Origin of the sequence: Polaromonas sp. JS666 (genome assembly GCF_900103405.1) — a bacterium.
GTDB lineage: Bacteria > Pseudomonadota > Gammaproteobacteria > Burkholderiales > Burkholderiaceae_C > Polaromonas.
The window spans coordinates 1-21,595 of the sequence record NZ_FNHX01000019.1 but is presented as its reverse complement, the minus strand read 5'-3'; the positions used below and the strand labels follow the sequence as shown (position 1 = coordinate 21,595).

Sequence of the window (21,595 nt, the reverse complement as noted above, 5' to 3'; positions counted from 1 at the left end):
AAATGAAGGTTTGCGTGGAAGGATGTGCAAAGACCGCTTTGGGCCCAGATGAGTCGTTTACGGCTCAATGAACCCGTAGCACCTCAAACTGCTGTCGGATTGGAGCGACCTGTATCCACACCTCGTCTCCCTCGCATTTGCCCAGCATGGCCCTGCCCAAAGGGGCTTCGCTGCTGATGACCTGAACGAGCTGAGCGCCGCTGACCAACTTCATGCTGCCCCCATCCGGCCCGAGAAAGAGCTGTTGCTGCTTGTCGTCGGAATCGACCAGGCAGACCAGCGCGCCGAGCTGTATGCCTTTGCTGGAGTCGTAGGGGCGCGGGCGGAATTGGCGCCAATTGGCCATCGCCTGGCGGATGCCTTCGGCGCGCCGAGCTTGGCCGGTGGCCAGGTATGCGGCTTCGAGTCCCAATGTGTCGTATTTGTTTTCGGCGATATTTTCTTCGTGAGTCGCCGTTTCATAGGCCACCCGCATTGCCTGTTCGGCTTGCAGCAGGTCTTCGGCGAGCCGTTCTAGCACCTGCTGCTGCAGCAAGAATTTATCCATGATGAAAGGTAGGCATCTCGAAAAAGCGGGGGCAGGTCTTGATTATGAAGGGCTCCAGCAGCCTTGGACGCTTCTGTCGGCTGCAGGGTAACTTCAGCTACGCGTTGAATTATGTAGCGTTCATGGTTGCACGATCTCGTCAGCCGCCCGCTGACGAACCCGTAAACACCGCCAGCTGCGCCGCAAAAGCCCGCCGGTAAGCCGGCCGCGCCACAGCCCGCGCGATATAGGCCGACAGCGTTGGATAGTGATCCAGCAGCCCCGAGCTCTCCAGCCTGCGCAGCACCGTCACCATCAGCAGGTCGCCGGCGCTGAATTCACCGTCCAGCCAGTCGGCATTACCCACATCACCCAGGTGTTTTGAAAGCTCGCCCAGCCGTGTGTGCACGCGCTCCTCCAGCATGGGCTGGCGTGCCGCATACCAGGGCTTGTCTTGCTCGAAGATGAAGGCCATGGATCGCTCCACAATCGGCGGCTCCACCGTGTTGAGCGCGGCAAACATCCAGGCGATCGCGCGGGCGCGGGCGTTCGCATCGGCGGGCAACAGGCCCGCGTGCTGCTCCGCGATATGCAGGATGATCGCGCCGGATTCGAACAGCGCCAGCCCGCCTTCTTCATACGTCGGGATCTGCCCGAAAGGGTGCAGCGCCAGGTGCGCGGGCTGCTTCATCGCCGCGAAGGACACCAGGCGAACCTCGTAAGCCTGGCCGACTTCTTCCAGCGCCCAGCGCACGCGCATGTCGCGCGCCAGGCCCCGGCCGCGGTCGGGCGAGCGTTCAAAGGCGGTGAGGGTTGGGGTGGGGGTGGGGGTGGGGGTGGGGGTGGTTGTTGGGGGCATGGGGATGCTTCTCCTTGGCTGGATGTTTCCTGGGGTGGTGGTTGATGCCGGCCGTGCAATTTGCCTGCCATCCAGCTGACGACGTTCGGGGCGGGCCCAGATCGACATCTTTCAGCTTTTTTTTGCTATTTCCCAAAGATAACCCTTTGTGCCGGCAAGCCAGGGCCCTCACGGTCGTTGGCATCAAGATGCTATGAAATGTATATAATACATATACGTTTCATGTAGAGAGGCCGGCCATGGGCATTGTCAAAATTTCAGACCTGATGCACGAGAACCTGCGTGTGGCGGGCAACGCGCTGAGCCGCTCCATCAATGCGCAGGCCGAGCACTGGATGCGGGTCGGCATGCTGACCGAGATGCACCCCGACCTCGACTACCGGGAAATCTGCCAACTGCTGGTGCAGGCTGAACTTGCCGGCGGCCTGGACATCGTCGCCGCCGCCACGGCCCAGGCGGGCAAACCCCGCGCATCGGCGGCAGCCAAAGGCTGATCGATGGCCCGCGGCGTCATCATCAAGTCCGCCGAGCAGATCGCCATGGCGCGGCAGGCCGGCCGGCTGGCCGCGGAGGTGCTCAGCATGATTGGGCCCCACGTCGTGCCCGGCGCCAGCACCGAGGCGCTGGACCGCATCTGCCACCAGTACATCGTGGATGTCCAGGGCGCCATTCCCGCCAACGTGGGTTACCTCGGCTACCCCAAAACCATACTCACCTCCGTCAACCAGGTGGTGTGCCACGGCATCCCGTCACCCGACAAGGTTCTGAAAAACGGCGACATCGTCAACATCGACGTCGCCGTCATCAAGGACGGCTGGTTCGGCGACACCAGCCGCATGTTCTTTGTCGGCACGCCCAGTGTGCTCGCCAGGCGCCTGGTAGAGACAACTTATGAAGCCATGCTGGCCGGCATTCACCAGGTCAGGCCCGGCGCCACCCTGGGCGACGTCGGCCATGCCATCCAGTCCGTCGCCCACCGCGAGCATTTCAGCGTCGTGCGCGAATACTGCGGCCACGGTATAGGCCAGGTCTACCACGAGGATTTGCAGGTGCTGCACTACGGCCGGCGCGGCGAAGGGATCAGGCTGGAGCCCGGCATGGTGTTCACCATAGAGCCCATGCTCAACGCCGGCAAACGCGAAACCCGGCAACTGGCCGACGGCTGGACGGTGGTGACCAAGGACGGGTCCTTGTCCGCCCAGTGGGAACACATGGTGGCGGTGACGCCCGAGGGCTATGAGGTGCTGACAGCCTGGCCGGGCGGCACCGGGGCTTATGCGCCGGTGTGACGTTGGCTTGTTGCCGGTTCCCTGTTTTCCGCACCCAAACTATTTCGCCAGTGGCGGTTTTCCAGAATTTTCGACCTGCATACTTTATGAACCATAGGAGTGAACTGCAATGGGAGTGATCAAGAACGCGTTGGAGGATCTCAGCCTCACGATTCAGAAGTTTCGCGTGATCGGGGAGTGGGGATCGGCTTCCATTGCGCGAGGAATGCTTGTCATGTCATTGGTGGGCCTTGTCTTTGTTGGAACGCAATCCGTGTATACGTATAAATTGCTCGCGGAAGTAAAGCGAAATGGCGGAAGTCGCATACAGGAAATGACATTTCTCAGCAAAGAACTCCAGTACAAAGTTACCTTGGACGCGATCACCCTTTGCCTGGACTCTGAGAAAACCGAGCCAAAGCTGCATGCCTGGTACTGCGGTGAAGCCCTGGCGCGGTACAAAAAAACATCGACAGAGGGGGTTCCGGAGCGAGCCAATGAACTCATCGAAAAACTCGCGTATGGCGCCATGAAAAATGATGTTTCCCAGCATCTGCGAGGTGTCGAGTTTGACCGGCTTCTCCATTCTCCAGCGACGAGAGAGGAAGAAGAGCTCAAATGGGTGTTAAACAAGACCGTGCTGGGTATCTGGATATTCCTGGCGATCTTCGCCATGAGTAGCACATACCTTGCCCTGCGCTCCCGCAGAATTGCGAACCAGCCTCCGAAGATCGATGTCGCATTTCAATCAGAATAGCGACTTCATTCAAGAAACAGACAAACAACAAACATCAACAACAAGGGAGCCAGCGTGAAAATTTCGATCCCCATGGTTCGCACCGCGACACTCACCCTGGCTTTGGTCATGGGTGTCTTGGCGCTCGCCGGATGCGCCGCCAAACCCCCTCTGCTCGTGCAGCTGGAGCAGGAAAAAATCACCGCCATGACCCTGGTGGTGGAGCGCGAGACGCCGCGCTACACGGTGCCGGCCTATCTGGAGTCGGTGCGGATCAGCGGTGGCCTGGCAAGCGCGCTCCTCGGTGGATTCGCCGGGTTCTCGGATGACTACCTGCTCGACAAGGCCCATGCCGCGCTCAACCAGGCCGCAACAAGCCAGGGCCTGAACAGCGCGCAGCGCCAGCGCTTTGTCGCGGGTTTTGTGGAGCGGCTGCGCGAAAAAGGCATTGCCGCAACCGTGGTGCCGGCGACCTACGAAAAAGGAACGCTGGGCGGCTCCCGCTATTTCTTCAAGCCGACGCTGCAGGAAGTGAAGGCCCTCCCAACCGACAAGCCCTCGCTGTACCTGAACCTCGACCTGGGAACTGCCACCGTGGGCACCATCACGCCCAGCATCCTGGCCACCCTGAACTCCACCGGTGTGGTCAGCGCCCCCGGGCCCCAGCAAAAATACCGGGGTGCCTCGGTGGGTTTGCCTGTCCCCCGTTCAGGCCCCTTTCCCGAGGGGATGACCACCTTCCCTGGCCTGGAGGCGGCGACGGCCCGTATGGTTGAGTTCGACGCCGCGCTGGACCGCCTGATCCCGGTTGCGCTGGACCGCCTGATGGCCCAGTTGCAGCAGCAGGCAGTCACAAAGTGAACGGAAGGCCGGAAACCCGATAAAGGGATCCGGCTTTCCAGCACCTCGCTACTTCTTCCCCTCGACCTGCTGCGCCCAGCTGGCCGTGTTGCTTTTCCCATCCAGGAAAGGCAGCACCGTAGGCACCAGTGCGGGCGCCAGGAACAGGTCGTAGTGCGTGAAGCCCGGCAATATCGCCAGCCGGTTCTTTGCCATGTTCTCGCGGCCCCAGCCCGCGTCCTTCAGCCCGCCGCCCAGCAGCTGGTAGAACTTCACGATGTGCTCGGGGCGGTACATATCGCTGTCGCCATACACCAGCATCACCGGCATCGCGAGTTTTTTGACGTCTTCTGCATAGTCATAAGGCTTGCGCATCATGGCGCCCATCTGGTCCAGCAGCTTGGGGAAGTCCTGCGGGCGCGGCGCCACCGCCACATAAGACTTGTACATGGGCGTCTCCTTCATCATGTCGGCCATGGCCGCGCCAACCTGCGCCTGCATGGGCAGCATTTCGGGGAAAAAGCCGTCTTGCGCATAACCGGCCGACACCAGCACCAGGCGCCGCACGCGCTCGGGGTGTTGCACCGCCAGGCGAAAGCCCACACCCCCGCCCATGGAGTAGCCCATCACGTCCACCTGGCCGTAGCCCAGCTGCTGGATGATCTGCGCCATGTCCTCGCCCATGTCGATGAGGCTCACGGGCCTGTCGGTCAGTGCCGTGCGGCCGTGCCCATACAGGTCCACGCCTATGACCTGGCGGGTCTTGACCAGCCTGGCCAGCACCGGGCCGAACATCTCAAACTGGCCCAGGCCGCCATGCAGCAAGAGCAGCGGCTCGCCTTTGCCGTGGACCTGGTAGTGGTAGTTGACGCCGTTGACGCTGAGATAACCGCTTTTGACGGGCTTGCTTTCCTGGGCGTGGGAAGCGACCGGGAGGAGGGTGGCAAGGGCCATCGCGGCGCCGAGCAGCGGTACAAAAAAGGTGCGCAGGAACTTCATCGATTTCTCCTTGGGTTAAAAAGGAACTGGCCCTGAGGCCGTTCGTGTGGCTGACACAAGCACGACGAACGGGGCCGGCGAATTCGACAAAGTCCGGCTACGTATCTGCCTACGCAGCGGCCTGCGCCGCCGCCATGTCCATCCACACCGGCTCAAACACATGGCCGTCCGGGTCCTGGAAGGCGCGCGAATACATAAAGCCCATGTCCTGCGGTGGGCGAACGTCGGCCTTGCCGCCGGTGGCCGCCGCGGCTTTGGTGATGGCGTCTACCTCTTCGCGGCTGTCGCGTGACAGGGCCAGCAGCACTTCGCAGCTTTGCTGCGCGTCGCTGATGCGCTTGGCGGTAAAGGTGCCGAAGTACTCGTGCGTCAGCAGCATGAAGCTGATCGTCTCCGACCAGACCATCATCGCGGCCTGCTGGTTGCTGAACTGCAGGTTCTGCTCGCAGCCTATGGCTTTGTAAAAACGTATCGCGGCGGCAAGGTCCTTCACCGGCAGGTTCACAAAAATCATCTTGGGCATGGTGGCTCTCCTTGGGGTTGGGGTGAATGAATCAGGCGTGAATCAGGGGGCGGTCAGGAAATCTGCGCGCGAAGCCGTTCTTCCTGCTCACGCAGCTCCGGCGTGAAGGCATCGCCGAAGTCGTCCGCCGTGAAGACCTGCCGGATCTCGATTTCCGAATCGCCCGGCATCGGGTTGGGGCAGCGCTTGACCCAGGCTATCGCCTCTTGCAGTGATTCGCACTGCCAGATCCAGAAGCCGGCCACCAGCTCCTTGGTTTCGCTGAACGGCCCGTCGACGACCGTGCGGTTCTTCCCGGAAAAGCGTACGCGGGCGCCTTTCGAACTTGGGTGCAGGCCTTCACCGGCTTGCATGATGCCCGCCTTGACGAGCTCTTCGTTGTATTGGCCCATCTCCGCGAGCAGCTGCTCGCTGGGCATGATGCCGGCTTCGCTGTCGGCGGTGGCTTTGACGAGGACCATGAATTTCATGTCGGTTCTCCTGCTTGGTGGTTGGGGGGTGGGTGAATCAATGGGTTTGCGCGCGGCGGTACTTGTCGCCCACTTCCGCGCGTATCGGCGCCGTGTCGTAAACAATCGTCATGGCCTCAATCAGGCCCTGCTCGTCAAAATCAAAAATGTCCACACAGCGAAAGCTCACCTGCGATCCGTCGGCCAGCTCCCACTGGTAGGTGAATGAGACCGAAGCCCGGCGCGAACCGGCCGCGCTCACAAACACCTCGGCATCCTCCAGCACGCTGCGCCGCGTGGCCGCCTTGAGCTGGTCAAAAAACTCGCCCGCTGGCCGCACACCCAGAAAGGGCGAGTTCACCATCCCCTGCGGGCTGAACAGCGACACAATGCCCCGCACGTCTCCCGCGGCCAGCAGGGCCAGGTAGTTGTGGATGACGTCGATATAGGCGATTGCGTTCGAACTGATGACCATGGTGTGGGGGCGTGCTGGAATGAATGAATAAACAGGGCGCCATCGTAGGAGCGCCCGCGCCGCAGCACCATCGAAAGATTTTGGGGTCAGCCATGTGCGGCGCGCATGGCTGCCGCGCGCCGGGTAGCCACGATAAACTGCGCGCATGCCCGCCTTGCCGCCCCTTTATGCCTTGCAGGCCTTCCTGGCCGCCGCCGATTGCGGCAGCTTCACAGGCGCGGCCACCCGGCTTAACCTGACGCAGGGCGCGGTGAGCCGGCAGGTCCAGCTGCTGGAAGAGTATTACGGCTGCCCACTGTTTGTGCGCGTGGCCCGCGGCCTCACGCTCACCGCCGAAGGCCAGCAACTGCTGGCACCGGTGCGGCAGGCGCTGGAAACTTTGGCCCAAGCCAGCGCGCGCGTGCGGCGGGGCACCGATGTACTCAGAGTCCAGTTCCCGCCCACCATGGCCGTCAGGTGGTTTTTGCCGCGCCTGCCGGCGCTGCAGGCCGCACTGCCCGGGACTGAAATCCGCGTGGCCACCCACTGGACCGATGCGCCCGATTTCAGCAACACCGATGCCGACGCCATCATTGCCCACGGCACAGGCGGCTGGCCCCAGCTGGTTGAGGTGCCGCTGATGCGCGAGCGCCTGGTGCCCCTGTGCGCGCCGCAGCTGGCCGCCAGCCTGCGCGAGCCGCGTGATCTTGCCGGCGCAACCCTTTTACATGCCACAGCCCGTCACCACGAATGGCTGACCTGGCTGCGCGGCGCCGGTGTTCCCGATCTTCAGGGTGCGCGCGAGCAGCTGTTTGACACGGTGGACATGTGCGTGCAGAGCGCTGAGCGCGGCCTGGGCGTGGCGATTGCTGATGCTGCGCTATTCACCGACCTGATTGCTTCGGGCAAGGTGGTGAAGCCCTTTGATATCGAGGTTGACAGTGGGAACGGCTACTTTCTGACTTATCCGCCTCAGCGGCGGGAGCAGCGGAGTATTCGGTTGTTTGAGGAGTGGATGCTGGCTGTATTACGGGGGTGATGGCGGCTTTTTACGGTGCTGAATCGGCCCAGACCAACTCTGCACGCACGCCGCCTCCGAAAGCGACAAGCCGCGACTTGCTGAGGTGTTCTCCGAGACAGGATTCACGCATTTCGAGGTTAGGTGGTAGGAGTTGATTGTCATTAGTGTGTAGCCATCAAGCTAGCGCGCTATCGACTCCTAGCTGAATTTGTCGCGCCGATCTCACGGCTGCAAAGCAGCCAGTGATACTCTTCTTGGAGATAAGGTCGTATGGCTTTCAGTGAGAATGGCAGCAGGGGGAGATGTCGATGACCATCGATTCTTGGGAGAAATTGGCGGGTGCTACGGCGGCTGGTGAAGCAACTGTCGAGTTGCAGCTTGTGCTGCCGCTCTTGGCGTTGCTTGGCTATGGGAAGGAAGACATAGCGCCCAAGCACCCGGTCATATTCCAAGAAGGAAGAAAAGGCCGCCCGCATGAGGCAGATTTCGCCATATTCAATGGCGAAGGTAGGTCGAAGACTGACGCGCTACTAGTCGTGGAGGCAAAGAAGGCTGGCGAGTCTCTAACCGATGCTCAGCGACAAGCAGAATCCTATGCAGCCAATGTCGGTGCGCCATTCCTCCTTTGCATGAATGGGAAAGCCATTGAGGTTTGGCAAATGCAACTCGCTGGCGCGAGCGAACGCGTGGTGGTCGGTCAGGTAGCAGAGATCCTCTCACTTCAATCCAAGTTGGAAATTCTGCTTCGGAAAGAAGCAGCGGTTGCGTACAAGTGCCGGATTCAACGTCCTAATCTTGCAGGCAATGGGCCAGACCTTTCGGCCTACCTGGAGCGGCAGCTTGACGCTTTTAAAGACCATGGAATTAAACGCAGACTTATGTTTGGCCAGTTGACCGTGGTGTTGTCAGGCGAACTACTCAGCCGGTACCCGCGAGGCTGTGTTGTCGAAGGCCCGTCGGGGTTTGGAAAGTCAACACTTGCGTCGTCGCTCATGAACGAACTGGTGCTGGGATATGTGCAGACCAGGAAAATTCCAATACATGTTTGGCTCCCAGATGCATTTCGTTCCGGAGTTAGCTTCCGTGGCTTCCTTGTGGATCGCATCCGTTCTCATTGCCCTGCAGCGGTAGAGAGCGTCCTGGTTGAAGCATTTCGCGCTGATGGAGGATGGCTCGTACTTGACGGAATGGAGCGCCTGTCTGAGGGTGACGTGGCGGCGCTCTCAACTGAAATTCGCCTGCTCCAGCAAGACTTTCCCCGCTTGGGAGTTGTCGTGTTCGGTCGGCGTCAGCGACTCGTAGACTCCGTTTTGCCTGTTCTAACGCTCTGCGAACTCAATGAGGAAGAGCAGCGGAAAGTCGCAATGCTGACCTTCAATAATGAGGGCTGGTGTAGCAGCTTTTTCGGTTCAATGCCATCGTCGTTTCGAAAACTCACAGGCGTGCCGCTGTTGCTTGTACGTTTCGCGAAGGGGTACTCCGAAAGTGGGCGTGTTCCGGTTCACGCGGAGGAACTATTTTCTGATTGGCTGATGCAACTGCTTAGCAAATCGGGAAACCGACCGAGCACAGAAGTAGCTGCGTTTAGGAAGGCGATGAGCGTAGTTGCATGGATGACGCGAGCTGGGCCAGTTCGCGCCGATGACGCGATATACGCTATTGAGGCTGCGGGGATTGCTGCAGGCAGCTTCGACGAGTTGGTTTCTCTTGGGGCGGTTGCCGGCAATCAAGCTGCCGTGGAGCTAGTTCATGAAGCTCTCGCGGACTACTTCCGGGTCCGGAGAATCTTGAGTAACCGGACTCTCTTGGAGGCGGAGCTTGAGAAGCTCGATGAAGCCACTGATGGATTTTTCCCCATCCTCCTCGCTGCACTTGCGCCTGACAAGGAAACCGCGGGCCTCATTTGGCAGGCCGTGCGGCGCTGTAACCTGGACGTGCTTCTCCAATGCGTTCGATTCAATGCAGCGATGGGACCCGATAGTAAAACCACGACTCTCGACGAAGCGAACGAGGAGGTCCTTCGGGAGTTCGCATGGTCGCTGGATTGCTTCCTCGACTGCTTCCCCGCGTTACGGCGTTCTGCCATCAGCTGGCTTTCCGGTTCGCAAGGTCAGGAGGGATTCCGCCTCATTGGCGCCGTGGATGGGCCAATGAACGCTCTCTCGTGGCAAGTCCAGCCTATCAAGTCGGGCTATGAGTACCAAACGCATGGAGGGGAACGCGAGTTCAAGGCTCTTCATGGCTCGAGCATCGATATTCAGGGGGGCCGAGACCGTGGAATGCTTTTGGGCGCTGAACACACTTTGAAGTCGTTGCTTGAGCTCGCCCAGGGGCGGCGATTGCAGGGTGGACTCATCTATGTGGAAGAGCGGCTGCTATCCAGACTTCATCGCCTTGAGTTGGCGGAAAGCAGAAGTCCTATTTGCGGTTATCGATTTGATGACATATTGCGATGGTTAGAGCCGCATCGCGGTGAGGGTGCAGGCTCCCCCTTTGACAGGCGATTCCTCATCGACGAAGTCCTGGCAGACGTGGAGTCTTTGAGATCGATGGATCGGTCTTCCGTTTCTGCATGGTGGTGGGACTATTTGGACCCGGTATCCAAGCTCCCTCGCGACGATGCGGCGGTCGTCGCGTATTTCAAGGAGAAGTATCGGCGAATCGTGTTCGGATACCGAGAGGTCTGCGAGGCGAGTCTTGCTGGGCATCTGCAGAATCTTGGTATGTATCGAGCGTTACCGATGCGCTGGAATGTAGTCTTTGAACGAGGCGCCGATGGACAGCCATTTCGCACAAAGGCAACTTGGCGTCCGGTGCAGAGTTGGAGTGAAGTAGATTGCGATGTCGAGCTTGTGGAGGAGATTGACTTTAATTGGTCTGATGAGACGCTCACCTCTGAACTAGTCAGACTTGGGCGCTACGCGGGCCGACACCTGCTAATCTCTACGGCGAATCTTGCGGTTCCGTTTCAGCAGTCAAGTGCGTACAAGGCCTCCGTAGGCGAGTCGGCCGTTCTTACCGAGATTTCCGACTGGGTGGCAAAGGATATCGAGAGCCTCTTCCGTGAATTCGGTCGACCATAACATTACCCGGCACTTCGGTTAAAGCCACACAGTTCCTCTATGCGGCCCTGTTCTTCCTCACTTGCGCCAGAGCTTCTTGCATGGAAACCGCATTCAAGTGTTGGGTGTGTTTCCTGAGGAGGTATGGATAGCTGGCTTTCTGCGAGCCCTGCGTCATGCCGATGTCTACTATGTAGTAGTTTCCATTCTCACGTTCACTGACCGGGCATTGGATTGGCATATTCACATCGAGCGGTTGACCTGCTAGGGCATACAGGCGGAAGTCCTGCTTCGAGGGACCACTACGGTTTGGCTCAACCTTCGCTGCAATCCACATATCCTCGCCTTCTTTAGTGTTTGGAAACGTATGGTGGCTCGTGCGCCCCGCGAATACCTCCTCTATTTGTAGGAGGCTGACACGTCACTAAGAGCCACAGGCGCTGTCTGCGCTATTCTGACCGGCGCGAAGACATTTGGGAAGCTTGAGCAGCCAAGAGCAACAGTAGTGGGTGAGTGTTACCTGCTGCATGCCACGGCCAGCCGGCACGAATGGCAGACCTGGCTGCACGGTGTAGGTGTGCCCAACCTGCAGGGCGCGCGCGAGCAGCTGTTTGACACGGTGGATAGACGACGCTTAGGAGATTTACGCTTCTTGAGTGGCTGGAGGATTGGCACTGCCTAAATAAAGTAAGACGTAAATAATGCCGTATTTCCTTTACGGTGCCCTGCGGGTTCAAAGAAGTCTGGCGTTGACGCTTCGCCCTCTGTAGGATGGCCGCAAGAGGAGACAAGGATGCAGTGGATTTACGAACGCCCGAAACTGGTGTGGATGATCGGTCGAGCCCTGTTCTCAGTAGGCGGACTTACTGTCGTTTCCGGGCTTATTGGTCGCGCAGGTATGACCGCTCTGAATCAAGCGCGATCAATCGGAAAAATGCCGCCCTACAGTGGGTTATCGGAGGCTTACCCAATGTATCCGCTATGGTGGGTACCTGAGCACTTTCTGGGATACGCAATTGGAGCGCTGATCGCAGGCACAGGCCTCTACCTGGCATTGATGGCCAAGTCCGCTTTGAAGGTGGTGCGCGGTGGAAAGGGTCGGTATGGCTGACATTTTCATCAGTTACAGCACGAAGGACGAGGAGCTTGCGCAGTTCGTCCGGAAGCACCTGGAAAGTGGCGGCCTGTCCGTGTTCCTTGCCTCCCTCAGTCTCAATCCCGGTGAACTGTGGACACCCAAGATATTCGAGCAATTACGCGGGTCAGAGTGGGTTTGCTTGCTTGCAAGCAAAGATGCTCTAGCCTCCGCCAGCGTTCAAATGGAAGCAGGCGCAGCGATCTTCAGCAATAAGAAGCTCGTTCCGATCATGTGGAATGTAACCCCCGCTGATTTGCCTCGGTGGATCTCCGACTATCAGGGCATTGTTGTAAATGGGGCGACCATGGAAAACCTTGGGTTGCAAGTCGCTCAACTTGCAGGGCGCATTAAGGCGGACAAGACGAAGGGCCTCCTTATGTTGGGCGCTGTAGTTGCCGGGCTATGGGCTATGAGTCGCCTCGGCTGAAGGCTCTAAAACATGGCTGCTTTGACAAACACCGTTCACAACCCTGATCAATATATGTTTGACTTCAAACATATCATTTCCCATGGGCGGAAAAAGATAGGAATACTGATCGGCGCTGGCGCCCCCGTGAGCGTGAACGTCGGCAAGGCGGGCGCCTACGAGCCGCTGATCCCAAATGTAGCTGGCTTGACGAACCTGGTCAGGGCGGGCCTCAAGGATGAATATAAGGAAGCGTTTGAAGGGGTCGAAAAGCAAATCCTGAACTCGAACATCGAGCTGGTGCTGTCACGCATTCGTGCGCTGGCCGAGGTGATCGGCGAATCCAAGGTCTGCGGCCTTGACGCGAAGGGCTTCCAATCGCTGTCCGAAAAAATATGCGCGTTGATTTATGAAATAGTCAGCAAGCCTTTGCCAGCGGGAGAGAATCCGTTCTCCGATACGATCTCTTGGATCAACGGTATCAATCGCAATCACCCGGTGGAAATTTTCACCACGAACTATGACTTGCTTTTTGAAGAGGCGATGGAGCGCGTCAAGACGCCATATTTCGACGGCTTCTCCGGCTCCAAGGTTCCGTTCTTCGATCCGTCCAGCATTTCAAATAACGACTTGCCCAAGCGTTGGGTGCGCCTGTGGAAGCTGCACGGCTCCATTGGCTGGTCAAAGAGCGACAGCGGCGAGATCGTCCGCAGCAACGCCGACGCCGGCTCCACGATGGTGTATCCGTCGCATATCAAGTACGACCAAACCCAGTCCGCGCCATTCTCGTCGCTGTTTGAGCGCTTGAAGAATTTCTTGCTGGAGCCGGACACCCTACTGATCTGCTCGGGCTTCTCGTTCGCCGACGCGCATATCTCCGCCAAGCTGAGTGAGTGCATGTCCGCCAACCCGTCCTCCGCCTTGATCGCGTTGCAGTACCAAAATCTTGAAAAAGAGGTCCACGCAGCAGAGCTGGCGTCGCGCTGCCCCAATATGAGCGTCTACTGCCGGGATGGCGCGATCATCAACGGCATCAAGGCCCCCTGGAAGCTGGGCGATCCGCCCAGCAAAAATTGGGAAGTGATTCGCGCGGAGTACTGGAAGGAAGGCGAGTTCTTGTTAGGGGACTTCAAGCTGTTGGCTCGATTCCTCGCCATGTCCGGCGGCGGAAAGTCCAAAGCGATAGAGCCCGCGCCTGAGGTCGCCGCCGATGAATAGGGAGCCAACCTACCTTGGCAGCGTTAGCGCCGTGGCGGGCTCGTCTTTGACGGTTGAACTGGCACCTCAGGTGAGCTCCGGCTTGTTGATAATTGGCGGGAAAACTCATCGCGTGGGTCAAGTGGGAAGTTTCGTCAGAATTCCCCAAGGGTATAACAACCTGTATGGTCTGATCGCTGAGACAAGCGAATCCTCTAGCGTTGACGAGATCCGCGACACGCATGAGACGGATAGACGCTGGATCAAGATCGAGTTAGTGGGCGAAACGATTGGCGACGAGTTCGAGCGGGGCATCAGTCAATACCCCAGCATCAACGACGAGGCTCACTTGGTTGTGGAGCGCGACCTCAGAAAGATCTATGGCGGCGCGGACTCTGGCCAAATCGTCGTGGGGACGCTTTCGAGCTCGGACAGCATAAAGGTCAGCATTGACTTGGACAAGCTCGTCACCCGACACTCCGCGGTGCTGGGCTCGACGGGCTCCGGTAAGTCCACCAGCGTGTCCAGCCTGCTCAGGTCCATTGTGACGGACGAGCATGGAGCGCCCAGCTACCCCGCTGCGCGGATCGTGCTGATCGACATCCATGGGGAGTATTCGGCGGCGCTGGGCGATATCGCTTCCGTTTTTTCAGTCATCCCCAAGGACGGTGAGACCAAGCTTCATATTCCCTATTGGTGCGTTTCATCTGAAAATTTGATCGATTTTCTTTGTGGCCCGATTTCAGAGGGTAATAAGAGTCTGATTTTTGATCGCATAGTGGAGCAGAAGATAGCGTTTATCCAAAAAAACGCCGTCCCAGGAATCGATGTAGGGCGGGTGTCGGCGGACACGCCCATCCCATTCAATTTAAAGCAGATCTGGCATGACTTGATGGTGTATGACAACGCCAACTGGGATGACAAGGAAAAAACGATTCCCTCCTACACCGACGAAGGGGATGCGGAGACTTTAAGCCCACCGAAGTTCAAGCCTCCCGGCGCTGCGTCGAATCCTCCACACAAGGGCAATGGCGGTGCGATGAAAAAGCAGCTCGACCTGATGCGGTCCCGACTATTGGACAATCAATTTTCCTTTTTCATGAGCCCCGGCGAATGGCAACCCGATGCCGACTTGAAAGTAAAAAAGGATTTGCCAGAACTCATCGAGAGCTGGCTGGGTCACGCTAAGCCGATCACCATTCTCGACCTTTCAGGTATGCCTTCAACGCGTTTGGATTTGCTGCTGGGGTCCGTGCTAGACATCATTTTCGAGTCAGCTTTATGGGGACGCAACTACAAAGAGGGCATGAAAAACAGGCCGGTACTGCTGGTGCTAGAAGAGGCTCACCGTTACTTGTCCGCTGGCGCGGTCGGCTTGGCCAAGGGCATGGTGCAGAAGATCGCGAAGGAGGGACGTAAGTTTGGCGTCGGCGCGATGCTGGTCAGCCAAAGGCCCTCCGAAATCGATGAAACAATATTGTCTCAGTGCGGAACGCTGTTCGCCCTAAGGATCAATAACGCAACAGATCGCAGTCGCGTGAAGTCAGCCATGTCGGAAGGGATATCCGGGATCGTGGATAGCTTGCCGGTGCTTCGGACCGGGGAGGCCGTTATCGCTGGAGAGGCCGCTCGGTTGCCGATGCGTTGCAGGTTCAAGTTGCCGCGAGAAGGGCATTTCCCGGACAGCAAAGACCCAGTGGTCGCCGCAAGCTGGTCGAAGGCGGTTGGCGAGGAAGATTACTCGGCGCTGGTGTCTGCATGGCGCAATCAAGATCCAAGCGCTGCGCCAAAGTAACACTAGTCAAACAGGAGACGCTATGGAAATGCAATTTGTCGACTCGTCAACCATTGAGCGTATCGGCTATGACCCCAACTCGAGCACTTTGCGCATCGAGTTCAAGTCGAACCGGACATACGACTACTTCAATGTCCCTGAAAACGTTTTTAATGAACTCAGGAGCGCGTCGTCAGTTGGTAGCTATCACGCGAGGAATATCAAGAATTCTTATTCTTATACTGAGATCTAAAGGCTCCTGGATAGGCAGTCGCGCAGCCTAGCATTGGCAGTGAGTTGCCGACGCCAGCTTGATCGTGTTGAACCTTAGGGTCGCCGCTTCTGACCTACAGCAGCCGTAGTTATGCGGCTGACTATCGACAAAATTGCATTATCGCTAGTCAATCGTCTCGCATGTTCTAGGCGCTGCACCCCAAGGCGAGGAAGGGGCTGGAGGCCAATTTGATTCGTAAGTGCTTCTGAATCAAAAGTAGCACGTGTCGAGGTCGTAGCGACCGGCTCCCGCAACAGGCCCCCACCCCACATACGCCACCCGGCGTATTCCCCAATCCATCTCCGGTCCCCAGAATCAGGCCATCGTTGCGTTAAAGCCTTGTTTTTCCTGGCTTTTGGGCAGCGAAACGCGATTCCCACCCCTACGTCCCATACCTATCTACCGGAGAGAGGATTCACCATGACACAACAACGTCGATTTACCCTCAAGGCGATGACCGCCGCCGTCGCACTGGCCGCTTTGGGCGCCGTGCCTGCTTTTGCCCAGGACACGATCAAGGTCGGCGTGCTGCACAGCCTGTCGGGCACCATGGCGATTTCTGAAACCACGCTCAAAGACACGGTGCTGATGGCGATTGAAGAAATCAATGCCAAGGGCGGCGTGATGGGCAAAAAGCTCGAGCCCGTGGTGGTGGACCCGGCCTCCAACTGGCCTCTCTTCGCCGAAAAAACCAAACAACTGCTGGGCCAGGACAAGGTTGCGGTCATTTTTGGCTGCTGGACCTCTGTGTCGCGCAAGTCGGTGCTGCCGGTGGTTGAAGAAATGAACGGCCTGCTGTTCTACCCCGTGCAGTACGAAGGTGAAGAGCTGTCCAAGAACGTGTTCTACACGGGTGCGGCGCCCAACCAGCAGGCGATTCCCGCGGTTGACTACCTCATGAGCAAGGCCGGCGGCGGCGCCAAGCGCTGGGTGCTTCTGGGTACCGACTATGTGTATCCCCGCACCACCAACAAGATCCTGCGCGCTTATTTGAAGAGCAAGGGCGTGGCCGACAAGGACATCGACGAGAAATACACCCCCTTCGGCCACAGCGACTACCAGACCATCGTGGCCGACGTGAAAAAATTCTCGCAAGGCGGCAAGACGGCCGTGGTGTCCACCATCAACGGCGACTCGAATGTGCCTTTCTACAAAGAGCTGGGCAATGCCGGCCTCAAGGCCAAGGACGTGCCCGTGGTGGCCTTCTCGGTCGGTGAAGAAGAGCTGCGCGGCGTGGACACCAAACCCCTGGTCGGCCACCTGGCCGCCTGGAACTACTTCCAGTCCATCAAGAGCCCGGCGAATACCGAGTTCATCAAGAAGTGGTCGGCTTATGCCAAGGCCAAGAAGCTCCCCGGCTCCGACAAGCCTTTGACCAACGACCCGATGGAAGCCACTTATATCGGCATCAATATGTGGAAGCAGGCTGTTGAAAAAGCCAAGTCCACCGATACCGACAAGGTGATCGCCGCCATGGCCGGCCAGACCTTTAACGCGCCTTCCGGCATCGTGTCGAAGATGGACGAGAAGAACCACCACCTGCACAAGTCGGTGTTTATCGGCGAGATCAAGGCCGACGGCCAGTTCAATGTGGTGTGGAAGACGCCTGGTCCTGTGAAGGCCAAGCCATGGAGCCCGTACATCGAGGGTAATGCCTCCAAGCCCGACGAGCCTGTCAAGAAGTAAGAAGCTACTGCGCGAGCCAATCTGGGCTCTGCGGTGCTCACCGTACGGGTGTACGGTTCCGCGCCGCAGAACCCACCTTGGCCCGCTCGCTACGCTTCTTCCAATCTTGACACCCTTGGGTGTCATCGGCCCGGTTCTTGCTCATGGGTAGCAAGAGCCGGTGCCCACAAGGAAGTTGCAGTCTGGGCGCCCCACCGATAAGCTGGTGTGCGCCCAACCTACAGGTTCTTTCCACATGCTGCTACGCCACCTTTTTGCCCTCTCCCTGACGCTCCTTTTAGCAGCCCACGCCCATGCCTTGACCGCCGAGGAGGTCAAGGGCATGGCCATTGGCGAGACGGAAGCGCGGGTGGAGGCCTTGGCCAAGGCCGCGGCTGTGGCGGATGAGAAGACGGCGGCCTTTATCCAGGCGCTGTCGGACGACGCGGTGAAGATCAAGGGCGACAAGGTGTTTGTCGTGAAGGACGACAAGGCTTATGACCCGGTCACGGGCGCCGAGACGCCGCTGCCGGCCGATGCCGAGGATGTGATCAACCCCAATTTGATGCGCAGCGAGATCGACAACGCGCTGGCGGCCTTGAAGCTGTTCTCCAAGGACGAAAAACAGCGGCGCGATGCGATCAAGACCCTGGGTGGCGACACGGACGAAGCCCGCCTGCCGCTGATCGAAAAAGCCTATGCGGCCGAGGCCGTGCCTGAACTCAAGAACCAGCTGGAGCTGATGCGCGCCGCCATCCTGTTGGGCAGCAGCGACAAGGCCAAGCGCCTGGCGGCGGCCGCGCAGCTGGCCGGCAGCAAAAACCCGAATACCAAGACCGTGCTGATAGAGCGCCTGGGCACCGAGGCCGATGCCGACGTCAAGGTGGCGCTGCAGGCGGCGCTGGCCAAGGTCGAGGCTTCGCTCGAATGGGGCAACAAGCTGGGCGCGATTTTCAGCGGCATCAGCCTGGGCAGCATCTTGCTGCTGGTGGCACTGGGCCTGGCGATTACCTACGGCCTGATGGGCGTGATCAACATGGCCCATGGCGAGCTCATGATGATTGGCGCCTATGCCACCTATGTGGTGCAGGGCGTGTTCCAGAAATACTTTCCGGGCCTGTTTGACTGGTACCTGCTGGCGGCAGTGCCCGTGGCCTTTATGGCCTCGGCGCTGATGGGCGCGGCGCTGGAGCGCGGCGTGATTCGCTTCCTCTACGGCCGGCCGCTGGAAACTTTGCTGGCCACCTGGGGTATCAGCCTGATGCTGCAGCAACTGGTGCGCTCCATTTTCGGCGCGCAAAACGTCGGTGTGGAAAACCCGGTATGGATGAGCGGCGGCGTGCAGGTGCTGGGCAATCTTTCGCTGCCTTACAACCGGCTGATCATCATTGTGTTTGCCATTGCGGTGCTGCTGGGTGTGGCCTGGCTGATCAGCCGCACGCGCCTGGGCCTGTTTGTGCGCGGCGTGACGCAGAACCGGCCCATTGCTTCATGCATGGGCGTCAACACGGCGCGTGTGGATACGTATGCCTTCGCGCTGGGATCCGGCATCGCGGGCCTGGCCGGCTGCGCGCTGAGCCAGGTGGGCAATGTGGGTCCGGACCTGGGCCAGGGTTACATCGTTGACTCCTTCATGGTGGTGGTGCTGGGCGGTGTGGGCCAGCTGGCCGGCACCGTGTATGCCGCGCTGGGCCTGGGCATCCTGAACAAATTCCTCGAAGGCTGGACGGGCGCCGTGCTGGCCAAGATCGCCGTGCTGGTCTTCATCATCATCTTCATCCAGAAGCGGCCGCAGGGCATCTTCGCGATGAAGGGCCGTAGCGCGGAAGCTTGATCATGAGCACCCCCATCAGTTCCCCCATGGCCACGCCCAATACCGCGGCCTCCCACGTGCAACTCCCGGCCAAAGGCCCGCTGCTGACGCGCGGCGGCTGGAGCGCCTTCATGATGGCGCTGATCGCCGTCTGCGCCATTGCGCCCGTGCTCAATCTGTGGGTGCCCGAGGGCAGCGTTTTCCACATGAGCACCTATGCGGTGGCGTTGCTGGGCAAGATCATGTGCTACGCCATCTGCGCGCTGGCCATGGATTTGATCTGGGGCTACACCGGCATCCTCTCGCTGGGGCACGGTGTGTTCTTTGCGCTGGGCGGCTACACCATGGGCATGTATTTGATGCGCCAGATAGGCCGGGACGGCAATTACAAAAGCGATTTGCCGGACTTTATGGTCTTTCTGGACTGGAAGGCGCTGCCCTGGCACTGGGCCTTGAGCGACAGCTTTGTGGCGACCTTGATTTTGATTGTGGCGGTGCCGGGCCTGGTGGCCTTTGTGTTTGGCTTTTTTGCGTTCCGCTCGCGCATCAAGGGGGTGTATTTCTCCATCATCACCCAGGCCATGACTTTTGCGGCCATGCTGCTGTTCTTCCGCAATGAGACGGGGTTTGGCGGCAACAACGGCTTTACCGATTTCAAGCGCATCCTGAACATCCCGCTGGCCACGCCTTCCATGCGCATGACGCTGTTTGTGCTGACGGGCCTCACGCTGTTGGGCTTCTTTTTGTTCGCCAAATGGCTGGTGGGCAGCAAGTTCGGCCGGGTGCTGCAGGCGATTCGCGACGCGGAAACGCGGGTGATGTTCTCGGGCTACAACCCGCTGGGCTACAAACTCACCATCTGGGTAATCTCGGCCGTGATGTGCGGCGTGGCCGGTGCGCTGTACGTGCCGCAGGTCGGCATCATCAACCCGAGTGAGATGAGCCCGGCCAACTCGATTGAAATTGCCATCTGGGCGGCCGTTGGCGGGCGGGCGAGCCTGATTGGCCCGATCGTCGGTGCCTTTATCGTCAACGGCGCCAAGAGCTGGCTGACCGTGGCATACCCTGAGTTCTGGCTGTACTTTTTAGGCCTGCTGTTTATCAGCGTCACGCTGTTCCTGCCCGACGGGGTGGTGGGCCTGGTGAAGAAGCTGCGCAAGGGAGGTGGGAAATGACCCCCGATCTGTTGGAGCAAGGCGCGCGCCGCGTTGAAGAGCGCTTGGCCGCGCTGCAGGCCGGCAAAACCAATACCGAATCGGGCGGTCGCAGCGCCAGCGGCAGCCGTGTGGCCCACCCCGCAGGCGAAGTCGACGTGACCCACGGCCGCATCCTCTACCTTGAGGACGTGAGCGTGAGCTTCGACGGCTTCAAGGCCATCAACAAGCTGAGCCTGGACATCGCGCCTGGCGAGCTGCGCTGCATCATTGGCCCCAACGGGGCAGGCAAGACGACCATGATGGACATCATCACCGGCAAGACCCGGCCCGATGAAGGCACGGTGTTTTTCGGCAGCACGATTGACTTGCTGCGCCACAAGGAAGCCGAGATCGCCCAGCTGGGCATAGGCCGCAAGTTCCAGAAGCCCACGGTGTTCGAGCAGCTCACCGTGTTTGAAAACCTGGAACTGGCCTTAAAGACCAACAAGGGCGTGAAGCACTCGATGTTCTTCAGGTTGGACTCCGCCCAAAGCGACCGCCTGGCCGAAGTGCTGGTCACCATCCACCTGGCCGACAGCGTGGGGCGCCTGGCCGGCAACCTGAGCCACGGGCAAAAGCAGTGGCTGGAAATCGGCATGCTGCTGATGCAGGACCCGAAACTGCTGCTGCTGGACGAACCAGTCGCCGGCATGACCGACGAGGAAACCGCGCGCACGGCGGAGCTGTTTTTGACGCTCAAGGGCCAGCACTCCCTGATGGTGGTGGAGCACGATATGAGTTTTATCAAGACGATTTCGGAGATCGTCACAGTGCTCTGTGACGGATCGGTTTTGGCGCAAGGGACTCTTGACCAGGTGCAGGCGGATGAAAGAGTAATTGAGGTTTATCTTGGGAGGTGAACTCTTTTTGCCGGGTCTTGCGCCGGCTTGCGCGCCTCGCCCTCTGCGTAGGCTTGCTGGCCGGGGTTGCCCGGCGGCAACTCACTTTTCTTTGCTTCGCCAAAGAAAAGTAAGCAAAAGAAAGGCGACCCTGGTTGCTGCGTCCCCTGCGCTTCGCTCCGGGGCAACCTGCGGTGCTCGGTCCAGCCGGGGTCTGGCTAAACTCGCTGCGCTGCGCTCCGCTCAGACAACGCCAGCCCTGATCCGTCTGGCCCTCCGCTCCTCGGCGCATCCACAAGGGGTGGGTACAGGAAGACCGAACAGCCAACAGCCGAAGACAGAAACCCGAATACCAAAAACCGCAAGGACACGCCACAGCGTGTCCTTGTTTGTCTTTGTCCCCGCTCCCGATCCCGATTGCCCCTTGTGGATGCGCCGAGGAGCGCAGGTTCAGGCGGATAAGGGATCGCGTTGTTTGAGCGAAGCGAGTTTAGCGAGACCCCGCCTGAACCGAGCACCGCAGGTTGCCCGCAGCGAAGCGGAGGGACGCAGCAAC

Annotated in this window: 21 protein-coding genes; 15 read left to right on the top strand and 6 right to left on the bottom strand. The window is 59.2% G+C overall.

Annotated elements, in window-relative coordinates:
* Positions 1–64: 64 nt before the first annotated feature.
* Both BLQ85_RS23525 and BLQ85_RS23520 read right to left on the bottom strand, forming a co-directional pair.
* On the bottom strand, positions 65–547 hold the full coding sequence (locus BLQ85_RS23525; protein WP_074580397.1) for a GreA/GreB family elongation factor: 483 nt from the start codon (positions 545–547) through the stop codon (positions 65–67).
* A 139-nt stretch (positions 548–686) separates the two neighbouring features.
* On the bottom strand, positions 687–1,385 hold the full coding sequence (locus tag BLQ85_RS23520; protein ID WP_074580396.1) for a glutathione S-transferase family protein: 699 nt from the start codon (positions 1,383–1,385) through the stop codon (positions 687–689).
* Between the two features lie 239 nt (positions 1,386–1,624).
* Here BLQ85_RS23520 and BLQ85_RS23515 point away from each other — a divergent pair, with 239 nt between their 5' ends.
* The 4 genes from BLQ85_RS23515 to BLQ85_RS23500 all read left to right on the top strand — a co-directional run bounded on the left by BLQ85_RS23515 (position 1,625) and on the right by BLQ85_RS23500 (position 4,250).
* Complete coding sequence (locus BLQ85_RS23515) at positions 1,625–1,879, top strand: ParD-like family protein (protein ID WP_074580395.1); 255 nt, start codon at positions 1,625–1,627, stop codon at positions 1,877–1,879.
* 3 nt (positions 1,880–1,882) lie between these two features.
* Entirely contained in the window at positions 1,883–2,674 is a 792-nt protein-coding gene (gene map, locus BLQ85_RS23510) for a type I methionyl aminopeptidase (protein ID WP_074580394.1), read from the top strand.
* 109 nt (positions 2,675–2,783) lie between these two features.
* Positions 2,784–3,410 carry a hypothetical protein gene (locus BLQ85_RS23505; protein ID WP_074580393.1) on the top strand — a complete coding sequence of 209 codons (627 nt, stop codon included), beginning with the start codon at positions 2,784–2,786 and terminating at the stop codon, positions 3,408–3,410.
* A 54-nt stretch (positions 3,411–3,464) separates the two neighbouring features.
* The gene (locus tag BLQ85_RS23500; RefSeq protein WP_139201102.1) at positions 3,465–4,250 is read left to right on the top strand and encodes a hypothetical protein; all 786 of its coding nucleotides are present in this window, start codon (positions 3,465–3,467) and stop codon (positions 4,248–4,250) included.
* A gap of 48 nt (positions 4,251–4,298) precedes the next feature.
* On the opposite strand, the gene BLQ85_RS23495 is transcribed toward BLQ85_RS23500, so the two are convergent.
* From BLQ85_RS23495 to BLQ85_RS23480, 4 genes are all read right to left on the bottom strand, one after another.
* Positions 4,299–5,228 (bottom strand): alpha/beta fold hydrolase, encoded by a 930-nt coding sequence (locus tag BLQ85_RS23495; RefSeq protein ID WP_074580391.1) that lies wholly within the window; start codon positions 5,226–5,228, stop codon positions 4,299–4,301.
* 109 nt (positions 5,229–5,337) lie between these two features.
* Positions 5,338–5,751, bottom strand: a complete 414-nt coding sequence (locus BLQ85_RS23490; RefSeq protein ID WP_074580390.1) for a VOC family protein — start codon at positions 5,749–5,751, stop codon at positions 5,338–5,340.
* Between the two features lie 53 nt (positions 5,752–5,804).
* Positions 5,805–6,221, bottom strand: coding sequence for a YciI family protein (locus BLQ85_RS23485; protein ID WP_074580389.1), 417 nt, complete (start codon positions 6,219–6,221; stop codon positions 5,805–5,807).
* Positions 6,222–6,258: 37 nt separating this feature from the next.
* A complete protein-coding gene (locus BLQ85_RS23480) occupies positions 6,259–6,675 on the bottom strand; it encodes a nuclear transport factor 2 family protein (RefSeq protein WP_074580388.1) in 417 nt (138 codons plus the stop codon).
* A gap of 145 nt (positions 6,676–6,820) precedes the next feature.
* On the opposite strand from BLQ85_RS23480, the gene BLQ85_RS23475 reads away from it, so the two are divergent.
* From BLQ85_RS23475 to urtD, 11 genes are all read left to right on the top strand, one after another.
* Entirely contained in the window at positions 6,821–7,693 is an 873-nt protein-coding gene (locus tag BLQ85_RS23475; protein WP_074580387.1) for a LysR substrate-binding domain-containing protein, read from the top strand.
* Between the two features lie 290 nt (positions 7,694–7,983).
* A complete protein-coding gene (locus BLQ85_RS23470) occupies positions 7,984–10,758 on the top strand; it encodes a type I restriction enzyme HsdR N-terminal domain-containing protein (RefSeq protein WP_175456187.1) in 2,775 nt (924 codons plus the stop codon).
* Positions 10,759–11,530: 772 nt separating this feature from the next.
* Positions 11,531–11,848: a hypothetical protein gene (locus BLQ85_RS24460; RefSeq protein WP_139201101.1), complete on the top strand. Its 318-nt coding sequence runs from the start codon at positions 11,531–11,533 to the stop codon at positions 11,846–11,848.
* Positions 11,841–12,302: a toll/interleukin-1 receptor domain-containing protein gene (locus BLQ85_RS23460; RefSeq protein ID WP_074580384.1), complete on the top strand. Its 462-nt coding sequence runs from the start codon at positions 11,841–11,843 to the stop codon at positions 12,300–12,302. The genes BLQ85_RS24460 and BLQ85_RS23460 overlap by 8 nt, the downstream gene beginning before the upstream one ends.
* A gap of 12 nt (positions 12,303–12,314) precedes the next feature.
* Positions 12,315–13,499, top strand: a complete 1,185-nt coding sequence (locus BLQ85_RS23455; RefSeq protein ID WP_074580383.1) for an SIR2 family protein — start codon at positions 12,315–12,317, stop codon at positions 13,497–13,499.
* A complete protein-coding gene (locus tag BLQ85_RS23450; RefSeq protein ID WP_074580382.1) occupies positions 13,492–15,273 on the top strand; it encodes an ATP-binding protein in 1,782 nt (593 codons plus the stop codon). The genes BLQ85_RS23455 and BLQ85_RS23450 overlap by 8 nt, the downstream gene beginning before the upstream one ends.
* 22 nt (positions 15,274–15,295) lie before the next feature.
* Positions 15,296–15,505 carry a KTSC domain-containing protein gene (locus BLQ85_RS25000; protein WP_074580381.1) on the top strand — a complete coding sequence of 70 codons (210 nt, stop codon included), beginning with the start codon at positions 15,296–15,298 and terminating at the stop codon, positions 15,503–15,505.
* 441 nt (positions 15,506–15,946) lie between these two features.
* Positions 15,947–17,212, top strand: coding sequence for an urea ABC transporter substrate-binding protein (gene urtA / locus BLQ85_RS23440; protein WP_074580380.1), 1,266 nt, complete (start codon positions 15,947–15,949; stop codon positions 17,210–17,212).
* 235 nt (positions 17,213–17,447) lie between these two features.
* Entirely contained in the window at positions 17,448–19,025 is a 1,578-nt protein-coding gene (gene urtB, locus BLQ85_RS23435; protein WP_074580379.1) for an urea ABC transporter permease subunit UrtB, read from the top strand.
* A gap of 2 nt (positions 19,026–19,027) precedes the next feature.
* Positions 19,028–20,179 carry an urea ABC transporter permease subunit UrtC gene (gene urtC, locus BLQ85_RS23430; protein WP_175456186.1) on the top strand — a complete coding sequence of 384 codons (1,152 nt, stop codon included), beginning with the start codon at positions 19,028–19,030 and terminating at the stop codon, positions 20,177–20,179.
* Positions 20,176–21,060: an urea ABC transporter ATP-binding protein UrtD gene (gene urtD, locus BLQ85_RS23425; protein WP_074580378.1), complete on the top strand. Its 885-nt coding sequence runs from the start codon at positions 20,176–20,178 to the stop codon at positions 21,058–21,060. The genes urtC and urtD overlap by 4 nt, the downstream gene beginning before the upstream one ends.
* The last annotated feature ends 535 nt before the right edge of the window (positions 21,061–21,595 follow it).